General features: G+C 72.7%; 8 protein-coding genes. 5 read left to right on the forward strand and 3 right to left on the reverse strand.

The genetic code is table 11. From position 1 onward, the window contains the following. Positions 1-74 precede the first annotated feature (74 nt). From MEICH_RS0115805 to MEICH_RS0115815, 3 genes are all read right to left on the reverse strand, one after another. The gene (locus MEICH_RS0115805; protein WP_027893416.1) at positions 75-569 is read right to left on the reverse strand and encodes a hypothetical protein; all 495 of its coding nucleotides are present in this window, start codon (positions 567-569) and stop codon (positions 75-77) included. Between the two features lie 17 nt (positions 570-586). After that, positions 587-2,197 carry an NHL repeat-containing protein gene (locus tag MEICH_RS0115810; protein WP_027893417.1) on the reverse strand — a complete coding sequence of 537 codons (1,611 nt, stop codon included), beginning with the start codon at positions 2,195-2,197 and terminating at the stop codon, positions 587-589. A 162-nt stretch (positions 2,198-2,359) separates the two neighbouring features. Further along, positions 2,360-3,268, reverse strand: coding sequence for a ribokinase (locus MEICH_RS0115815; protein ID WP_027893418.1), 909 nt, complete (start codon positions 3,266-3,268; stop codon positions 2,360-2,362). Between the two features lie 357 nt (positions 3,269-3,625). On the opposite strand from MEICH_RS0115815, the gene MEICH_RS0115820 reads away from it, so the two are divergent. The 5 genes from MEICH_RS0115820 (at position 3,626) to MEICH_RS25490 (ending at position 8,972) form a co-directional block, all read left to right on the forward strand. Beyond that, entirely contained in the window at positions 3,626-4,663 is a 1,038-nt protein-coding gene (locus MEICH_RS0115820) for a LacI family DNA-binding transcriptional regulator (RefSeq protein WP_084542372.1), read from the forward strand. Further along, positions 4,660-5,583, forward strand: coding sequence for a carbohydrate ABC transporter permease (locus MEICH_RS25485; RefSeq protein WP_051304266.1), 924 nt, complete (start codon positions 4,660-4,662; stop codon positions 5,581-5,583). The genes MEICH_RS0115820 and MEICH_RS25485 overlap by 4 nt, the downstream gene beginning before the upstream one ends. After that, positions 5,580-6,428: a carbohydrate ABC transporter permease gene (locus tag MEICH_RS0115830; RefSeq protein WP_027893420.1), complete on the forward strand. Its 849-nt coding sequence runs from the start codon at positions 5,580-5,582 to the stop codon at positions 6,426-6,428. The genes MEICH_RS25485 and MEICH_RS0115830 overlap by 4 nt, the downstream gene beginning before the upstream one ends. A gap of 29 nt (positions 6,429-6,457) precedes the next feature. Beyond that, the gene (locus MEICH_RS0115835) at positions 6,458-7,762 is read left to right on the forward strand and encodes an ABC transporter substrate-binding protein (RefSeq protein ID WP_027893421.1); all 1,305 of its coding nucleotides are present in this window, start codon (positions 6,458-6,460) and stop codon (positions 7,760-7,762) included. A gap of 67 nt (positions 7,763-7,829) precedes the next feature. Further along, positions 7,830-8,972, forward strand: a complete 1,143-nt coding sequence (locus tag MEICH_RS25490; RefSeq protein WP_036219472.1) for an ADP-ribosylglycohydrolase family protein — start codon at positions 7,830-7,832, stop codon at positions 8,970-8,972. The last annotated feature ends 114 nt before the right edge of the window (positions 8,973-9,086 follow it).

Here is a 9,086-nt window from a genome sequence, read left to right on the forward strand (position 1 = left end):
GGGGGCCTGGAAGAGCTGGCCGCAGGCGCTCAGCAGCAGCGCCGCGCCCAGCAGGAGCAGCGGGCGCGCTCGCCTCACGGGCGACCCCCGCCTTGGGGCGCGGGCACGCGGTACTGCAGCCCCAGCAGCACCTGGGCGGTGTTGGGGTAGACGCCGGCGGGCAGCAGGTAGCGGTACTGGCCCTCCAGGAACAGCGCGAGGTTGTCGCCGAGGTGGAGGTTGCCCCCCAGGACCAACTGGCCCATCAGGTAGCCCTGGTCGCCCTTCGCCACGCCCAGGCCGATGCCGGTGTAGCTGTCCACCAGGCCCTGGCTGTAGCGCCAGGTCCCCAGCAGGGAGAGCGAGGCGGGGGTGGGGCCCAGCGGCACGTTGATCTCCAGGCGCACGCCGAAGTGCTCGCGCAGGCTGTCGTTCCCGCCGACGATGCCCAGCTGCCAGCCGCCCGCGCCGTCGGTGAAGGCGTAGCCGCCGACGTAGGCGGGGTTGCGCTGGGGGCTCTGGGGGTTCTGGGGGTTCTGGGCCAGGGCGAAGCTCACGAGAAGGGAGAGGAGGAACAGGAGACGTTTCATGGGCAGGACCTCATCTGCTATCTGCTGAACGCTAGGGTGTGCCACGCCCCGCCCAGGGCGTACTCGTAGGCGGGCGCGGGCTGGGCTTGGGCCAGGGCGTCGGGGGCGAAGCCGTAGAGGGTGCCGGGGGTGAGCACCCACAGGCGGCCTTCGGGGTCGAAGGCCAGGGCCGCGGGCCGCTCGGGGAAGTCCAGGGCGGGGACGGCGGGCTCGCCGTCCTGCCACAGGCTCTCCACCGGGTGCCGGGTGAGCCAGCGGGAGGGCTGGGTCCCCTGCTGCAGCACCCACAGGTCGCCGCGCGCGTCGAAGGCGATCTTCTCCGGCGCGACGATCCCCCGGGTGAGGGTCGCGGCCGGGCGGGGGCTGGGCTCGCCCAGGCTGGCCTGGGTGAAGCCGTAGACGGCCCCCATGCCCCTGTTGACGGCGGAGGGGCTGAAGCTGGTGGCGACCCACAGGTTCCCCGAGGTGTCGAAGGCCAGGCCCGTGGGGAAGGAAATTCCCCCCTCGAGCGTCTGCACGGGGGCGGGGTCGGCGTCCAGGCCCTCGGCCGCGTAGGCGGTGACGTTGCCGCTCCAGGAGTTGGCGACCCAGAGGTTGCCCTGCGGGTCGAAGGCCAGCGCCGCGGGGCCGACGACGCCCTGGGTGATGCGGGCGAAGGGGGCGGGGTCGGGCTGGCCCAGGCCGGCGGCGGCGTACCCCTCGACGACGTCGCCCTGGAAGCTCTGGCGGGCCACCCACAGGTTACCCTGGGCGTCGAAGGCCACGGCGAAGGTCTCGTCGGGCCGCACCAGGACCGGGGCGGGGGCCACGGCCCCGTCGAGGAGGTGGAGCAGGCCCTGGGCCAGCAGCACCTCGTCGTCGGGGCTGGCGTCGGCCCGGCCCGCCAGCCACAGCCGCCCGCCCTGCACCTGCACCGTCGCGCTGGCCTGCACCGGGGTGCTGCCGGGCTCGCCCACGACCTGCAGGGTGAGGGTGTAGGCCTGGGCAGAGCCGGCGTTGGCGGCGAACTGAAGGGTCGCGCCCGTGGCCGAGGCCGGCAGGCTCACCGGGCCGGCGTAGGGCTTGTGGTCGACACTCACGCCCTGGGAGGGGCTCACGCTGAGGGTGTAGCCCTGGCCCTGGCCGCTCCAGGCCAGCGTCACCTCCCCCCCGCGCAGGGGGAGCTGGGCGGGGTTGGCGGTGAAGCCCTGCAGCACGGGCTGGCCCGGCGAAGGCTCGCCCACGGTGCCCGAGACCCTGAGGCTCAGGGCGAGGGTGGCCTCGAGGGCGCCGCTGCGGGCGGTGAGCCGCAGGGGGTACTCGCCCGCGGCGAGGGTCTTGGGCAGCGCCAGGCTCAGGTTGAGCGGGTAGCTGCCGCCGGCCTCCAGGCTCAGCTTCGACGGCAGCACGCTCGCCCCCGGCGCCCCGCCGAGGCTGAGCTCCACCGCCTGAGGGCCCAGGCCGCCCTCGAGGCTCAGCGTGGCCCTGAGGTCGAGGGTCGCCCCAGCCGCGGCGGCGGGGAGCTCGGGCGCGGCGCCCCAGGCCAGCGCCGTCGGAGGCGACGGGGAGGGGTCAGGGGTCCGGGTCGCCAGCTGCCCGCAGGCGCTGAGCAGACCCACCAGGAGAAAGAAGAGTGCACGACGCGTCATCGGGGTCCTCTAGAGATCCCCCAGGTCATGGATACCTTTTGGGGAACGGCGGTACTCTAACAAAAACGGGGTGAGAGCTCGGTGCATTTGCACGGGGGGCGTGGGGGCTCGAGGCCGCCGGACCCCTCGCCCTCGGCCTGCCCCGGCATCCGGAAGGCCGGTCTAGCGCGGCCTGGGCGGGTGCCCCTCGAGCTCGGCGCGCCGCGGCATGGCGGACGCGGCGCCCGGGTGGGTAGTGGCCAGGGCGGCCGCCGAGTTGGCGAATCCCACCGCTTGGGAGGAGGAGGCCCCCTCGCTGAGGGCCACCACCAGCGTGCAGGTGAAGGTGTCCCCCGCCCCGGTGGTGTAGATGGCGCGCACCGGCCGGCCCGTGAGGTGCCCCTCACCGGCGGCGCCCGCGAAGACCGCGCCCTGCTCCCCCAGCGTCACCACGGCGTTGGCCGCGCGGCCGGCCAGCCGCCGGGCGTACTCGAGGGCCCGCCGCGGGTCGGGGGTGGGCTCGGCCTTCAGGAGCTGGGCGGCCTCCACCTCGTTGACGATCAGCCAGTCGGCCCCCTCGAGGTCGGCCAGGCCCAGCCCCGGCGCGACCGGGGAGGCGTTGAGCGCCACCCGGCAGCCCGCCTCCCGGGCCGCGGCCAGGGCCCGGCGCCAGGCGGGCCGGGGGATCTCGAGCTGGACCACCACCCAGGCCGAACCGGCCAGGGCCTGCGCGTCCAGGTCCTCGGGCTCGAGGTCGGCGTTGGCCCCCGGGGAGACCAGGATGCTGTTCTGGCCCGCCGCGTCTACGCCGATGAGGGCGAGGCCGGTGGGCCGGGGGCTCCGCTTGACCCGCCCGGTCCGCACCCCCTCCCGCGCGAGCTGCTCGAGGGCCAGCCGGCCGAAGGCGTCCTCCCCCACGGCCGCGACAAGAGCCACGTCGGCGCCCAGGCGTGCGGCGGCTACCGCCTGGTTGGCCCCCTTGCCGCCCAGCCCCACCTGCGCGTCCTCGCCCTGCACCGTCTCGCCGGGCCGCGGCAGGTGGGACACCCTGACGGACAAGTCCACGTTCACGCTCCCCACGACACTGATCACCCTGCCAGCCTCCCCTCGCCGGACGCCGGCCCGCCCACCGCGGCCGCGCCTCGATCAATCGATTTACCTCGCAAGTATGCCGACCAGCACATGGGCATGTCAAGCTCCGCCGACCCCCGCCCCCCTCGCCCAGCCCACGACACGCCCCGGACCCGGGTGGGCACGTCCCGCGCCGGCGGGGCCCCTTCCCCTCGTGCCGCGGAGGGCCCGAGTAGAAACCACGTCCCCGTCGGCGTGTTTTCGCTCCCTGGGCTGCCCCCCCTGGGCCTCGAGACCCGAACGAAACCGGAGACCCTTGCTGCGGCCCCCAGGGTGGAGCTTGACAGGCGGTGCTCAATCGTTTTAGCATAGCCCTCAATGGCGAACGAACCCCCTAACCCCCCGCAGCGGCGGACCGGCACGGCCACAGCCGCCGACGTGGCGAGGCTGGCCGGAGTCTCGGTGAGCACGGTCTCCCTGGCCCTCAGCGGCCGGGGGCGGGTCTCTGAAAAAACGATCCGGCACGTGCGCTCGATCGCCGAGCAGCTCGGCTACGTGCCCAACGCCCAGGCCAGCAGCCTGCGCCGGCAGGTCACGCACCGCATCGCGCTGGTGGTCCCCGACATCGGCAACCCGGTGTACGTCGCCGTGGCCAAGGCCATCCAGCGCGAGGCCAAGCAGCGGGGGTACTACGTGCTGCTCATCAGCACCGACAACGTCGAGGGTGCCGACGTCGACGCGCTGCACCTGCTGCGCAACGGCCACGTCGACGGCATGGTGCTCATCGCCATCCGGCCCTCCGGCGAGCTCGAGCGCCAGCTCGGGCGCATCCACAAGCCCATCTGCGTCATCGGCAAGGTGCCCGGCGGCCTGGGCGTCGACCACGTGGAGGTCAATTCCACCCGGGGCGTGGGGCTGGCGGTCGAGCACCTCCTCGAGCAGGGGCGCTCGAGGCTGGTCTTCGTCAACGGCCCCCTCGACACCAACCCGGCCCGGCTGCGGCTGCAGGGCTACCTCGAGGCCGCCCGGCGGGCGGGGCTGGAGGAGCGGGTGGTGTCGTGCGCCTTCACCCTGCAGGGGGGCTACGCGGCGGTCGACGAGGTCCGGGCCCGCTTCCCCGACGCCGACGCGCTGGTCTGCGCCAACGACCTCATCGGCATCGGGGCCCTCAAGCGCCTGCGCGAGCTGGGGGTGCGGGTGCCCGAGGACGTCGCCGTCACCGGCATCGACGACATCCCCGAGTGCCAGATCTGCAGCCCCACCCTCACCTCGGTGGCGCTGCACGCCGGGGAGCGCGGGCGCATGGCCGCCCAGATGCTCCTCAACCGCCTCAGCGGCGAGGCCCCGGCGGCCCCCCTGCGGGTCGTGGTCGAGCCCTCCCTCGTGGTGCGCGGCTCGACCGGGGGGCGCCCGTGAACCGCGCGGGCCCCGCCCGGCCCCGCGCACGCTCCGGCGACGGGCGGGCGGCGGTGCCGTGGTGGCTGTTCCTGCCCAGCGTGGTGCCCATCCTGCTGTTCTCGGTGGTGCCGCTGCTGCAGGGCATCTACCTGGGCTTCACCGACTACACGCTCGGAGCCGAGCGGGCCCGCTTCGTGGGGCTGGACAACTTCGCGCGGATGCTGGGCGACACCGCCTTCTGGTCGTCGTTCCGCATCGGCTTCATCTGGACCTTCTCGGTCACGCTGGGGGTGCTGGTGCTGGGGATGACCCTGGCCATGCTGCTCAACGCCAAGCTCCCCTTCCAGGGGCTGGCGCGGGTGCTGGTGCTCATCCCCTGGGCCATCCCCCCGGTGATCAAGGGCCTGATGTGGCGCATGGTCTACCACCCCAGCGCCGGCTTCCTCAACCAGTGGCTGCTGGCGGCGGGGCTCATCGAGTTCCCCGTCAACGTCCTCAGCGACTTCACCTGGGCGCTGCCCGCGGTGATCGCGGTGGGCATCTGGACCGGGCTGCCGCAGGCGACGGTGGTGTTCCTGGCGGGCCTGCAGTCGATCCCCGACGAGCTCAAGGAGGCGGCCATGCTCGACGGGGCCGGGAGCTGGCACGTCTTCCGCCACGTCACGCTGCCGCTGATGACGCCGGTGATCGTGGCGACGGCGGCGCTGGAGCTGATGTGGAACTTCAACGCCTTCGGGCTGGTGTACGTCCTCACCGAGGGCGGCCCGGCCGGCAGCACCAAGCTGCCGATGCTCCTGGCCTACGAGGAGGCCTTCAGCTTCGGCAACATCGCCTACGCCTCGGCGCTGGGGCTGGCGCTGGTGGTGGTGGTGGGGGTGCTGGTGTACTTCGTGGTGCGCAACCAGTACGCCGGCGCGGGCGCGGGGAGGGCGGGATGAGGCTGGGCCACCGCCTGCGCCACCGGCTGGCCCGGTTCGGCATGAGCCTGCTGCTGCTGGCCTTCATCGCCTTCCTGGCCTTCCCCATCGTCTGGCTCACCTCCACCGCCTTCAAGCCCGCCGGCGAGATCGGGCTGCAGAACCCGGCGCTGCTGCCCCGGCAGCCCACCCTCGACAACTTCCGGGTGGCCGTCGAGGAGAACGGGGTGCTGCGCAGCGCCTACAACACCCTCAAGATCAGCGTGCTCTCGGCGGTGCTCACCCTGCTGGTGGCGCTGCCCGCGGCCTACCTGCTCGCGCGGCGGCGCTCGAGGATGAACCAGGCGGTGACGGTGTGGATCCTCGTCTCCCAGACCTTCCCGCTCATCCTCATCATCGTCCCGCTGTTCCTGATCCTCGGCCGGCTGGGGCTGGTCAACACCCACGCCGGGCTGGTGCTGGTCTACGTGGTCTGGAGCCTGCCCTTCGTGCTGTGGATGCTGCAGGGCTACGTGCGCGGCATCCCGGTGCAGCTCGAGGAGGCCGCGGCGGTGGACGGGGCGAGCCCGCTGGACATCCTCGTCCGCATCATCCTGCCGCTGCTGCTGCCCGGGCTCATCGCCACCGGCCTGTACACCTTCGTCAACGCCTGGAACGAGTTCTTCTTCGCCCTGGTGATGCTCAAGTCGCCCGACCTGGTCACCCTGCAGGTCAGCCTCGCCCGCTTCCGGGGCATCGAGGGGCTGGCCCGCTGGGGGCCGCTGGCGGCGGGGAGCCTGATCGCCATCATCCCCACCCTGCTGGTGTTCGCGGTGATGCAGCGCCGGCTGGTGAGCGGGGTGCTGGCAGGGGGCGTCAAGGAGTGAAGAGATAAGGAGCTAAGGAGGAGGGACCCATGAACAGAAGGCGCTTAGGGTTTTGGGCGGTGCTGTCGGCGGGGCTGCTGGCGGCGGGGCTGGGGCTGGCGCAGACCAACGCGCAGCCGGTCAAGCTGCGCTTCGTGAGCCTGGCGTGGCAGACCGACGCGATCAAGGCGGTCAAGGAGGTGGTGGCGGAGTGGAACAGCCGCAACCCCCGCGTCCAGGTGGAGTACCAGCAGGTCGACTGGGGCTCGATCCAGGACTACCTCACCACCTCCTTCCAGGCTAAAAACGTGCCGGACGTGTTCCACTACGAGTCGAACCCGGTGATGGACTTCGGCAACCGCGGCTTCCTGCTCGACCTCGCCCCCCTCATCCCTGCCGAGATGAAGCAGGACATCCTGCCCGGGGCCTGGAAGACGGTCACCGACGCCAAGGGCGCGGTCTACGGCATCCCCTTCCTGGTCGAGCCGCTGGTGGTGCTGTACAACCGCAAGCTCTTCGCCGAGGCCAAGGTGCCCCTGCCCCGCGCCGACGACGTGTGGACCTGGGAGGACCTGCGCCGCGTGGCCAAGGCCCTGACCAAGGACACCAACAACGACGGGCGCCCCGAGGTGTACGGCTGCGCCATCCCCCTGCGCAACGCCGGCAACCGCATCCTCAACCTCAGCGTGGGCTTCGGCGGGGACTACTTCGCCCGCAGCGGCAACTCCTACTCCGTGAAGGTGGGCAACGAGGAGAAGCAGTTGCTGAGCACGATCCTGGCGATGCTCTACGAGGACAAGAGCTGCACCACCGAGGCCCTGACCCTCGGCAGCGCCGAGGTGATCCCCGGCTTCCTGGCCGGCAAGTACGCGATGATGCCGGGCGTGGGCGCCTTCGTGCGCCAGCAGATCGTGGAGAAAGCGCCCAAGGACTTCCAGTGGGGCGTGCTGCCGCCGCTGAAGGCCAAGACCCAGGAGCAAGGCAGCGTCTCGCAGACCCTCAGCATCCCCAAGGACTCGAGGTACCCGCGCGAGGCCATGCAGTTCATCGCCTTCGCCCTCAACCGGGCCAACATGGCCAAGCTGGCCGCGGGGGACTGGCTCATCCCCACCCGCGCCAGCAGCACCAAGCTGCCGCCCTTCAACACCAGCGCCAACGGCTGGCGCACCTCGGTGGAGGCGGCGAAGTACCTCACCTTCCCCCTGTGGCAGCAGGTCAACGGCGTGAGCGAGTTCCGCAGCCGGGTGCTCAACCCCAAGCTGCAGCTGCTCTTCGCCAACCGGCTCTCCCTCGACGACTTCGCCAAGCAGGTCGAGGCCGAGGGCAACGAGATCATCAAGAAGTTCTACCCCTGAGCCGCGGCCGGGCCGGGGGGGCGAGCACCTGCGCCGTCCCCCCGGCCCGCGAAAGGAGTTAAGCACGATGGCATCGAGCATCTGGGACGGGGCGCGGGGCTGCATCTACGGCGGCGCGGTCGGCGACGCGATGGGCGGGTCCACCGAGGGCTACAGCCCGCAGGCCATCCAGGAGCGCTTCGGCGGCTACGTCACCGACTTCGTGGGGCCCTTCAACCCCGACTGGCAGACCGCCCGCCCCCACGCCCCCTTCCACAAGGGCGACGGGCACATCACCGACGACACCCACATGGTGCTGGCGCTGGCCAACGTCTACGCCGAGGTGCGCGACCACCTCGACGCCTACCACATCGCCGAGCTGTTCGTGCGGGAGATCGCCGACAAGGTGGTCTACATCCCCGAGCTCGAGCGCGAGACCGTGCTGCAGAACCGGCTCTTCCACGCCGAGAAGTACCTGGTGCTGCGCCTGCGCCACGCCCACGCCGACCCCCGCGAGGCCGGGGTGGGCAACGTGGTCAACTGCGGGGCGGCGATGTACATGGCCCCGGTGGGCATCGTCAACGCCGGCGACCCCGCGGGGGCCTACCGCGAGGCGCTGGAGATCGCCGGGGCCCACCAGAGCAGCTACGGCCGCGAGGCGGCGGCGGTGATGGCGGCGGCGGTGGCCGCGGCGCTGCGCCCCAGGGCCACGGCGGCTTCGGTGGTGGAGGCGGTGCTCGAGCTCGCCAAGGACGGCACCCGCCAGGCCATCGAGGCCGCCACCGCCGCGGCGCGGGGCTGCCGCGGCTGGCAGCAGGCCATCCCCGTGCTGCGCGAGGCCGTGCGGCCCTTCGACACGGTGGGCGAGAACTACCGCGAGCCGGGGCTCGACGCGCGCCGGCCCTCGCGCACCAAGGCCATCGAGGAGCTGCCCGTGGCGCTGGGGATGCTGGTGGCGACGGGCGGGGACTACGTGCAGACGGTGTACGGCGGCGTCAACTACGGCCGCGACTCCGACAGCATCGCCAGCATGGGCGGGGCCATCGCCGGGGCGCTGGGCGGCGAGGCCGCGGTGCCCAGGGCCTGGGTCGAGCGCGTCGCCGGCGCCAGCCGCAAGGACTTCCGCGCCGCCGCCGACGCGCTGGCCAAGGTGGCGCTGGAGGTGCTGGAGAAGGACCGCCGGCGCTTCGAGGAGCGGACGGCGAACTTCCCCCAGGGGGTCGGGGCGTGAGCGCGGGCGTGCGCGTCACCTGGCTCGACCCCGTCGAGCGCTTCGGCCACGAGCTGCGCCAGTTGCGCGAGGAGGGGGCCGAGGCGGGGGGCCTCGAGGCGCTGTGGGCCTCCC

Source organism: Calidithermus chliarophilus DSM 9957, assembly GCF_000430045.1.
GTDB lineage: Bacteria > Deinococcota > Deinococci > Deinococcales > Thermaceae > Calidithermus > Calidithermus chliarophilus.

Bases quoted from the DNA above. Each gene is read 5' to 3' on its own strand.
- MEICH_RS0115805 (WP_027893416.1), bottom strand. From the start codon at position 569: ATGAAACGTCTCCTGTTCCTCCTCTCCCTTCTCGTGAGCTTCGCCCTG.
- MEICH_RS0115810 (WP_027893417.1), bottom strand. From the start codon at position 2,197: ATGACGCGTCGTGCACTCTTCTTTCTCCTGGTGGGTCTGCTCAGCGCC.
- MEICH_RS0115820 (WP_084542372.1), top strand. From the start codon at position 3,626: ATGGCGAACGAACCCCCTAACCCCCCGCAGCGGCGGACCGGCACGGCC.
- MEICH_RS0115830 (WP_027893420.1), top strand. From the start codon at position 5,580: ATGAGGCTGGGCCACCGCCTGCGCCACCGGCTGGCCCGGTTCGGCATG.
- MEICH_RS0115835 (WP_027893421.1), top strand. From the start codon at position 6,458: ATGAACAGAAGGCGCTTAGGGTTTTGGGCGGTGCTGTCGGCGGGGCTG.
- MEICH_RS25490 (WP_036219472.1), top strand. From the start codon at position 7,830: ATGGCATCGAGCATCTGGGACGGGGCGCGGGGCTGCATCTACGGCGGC.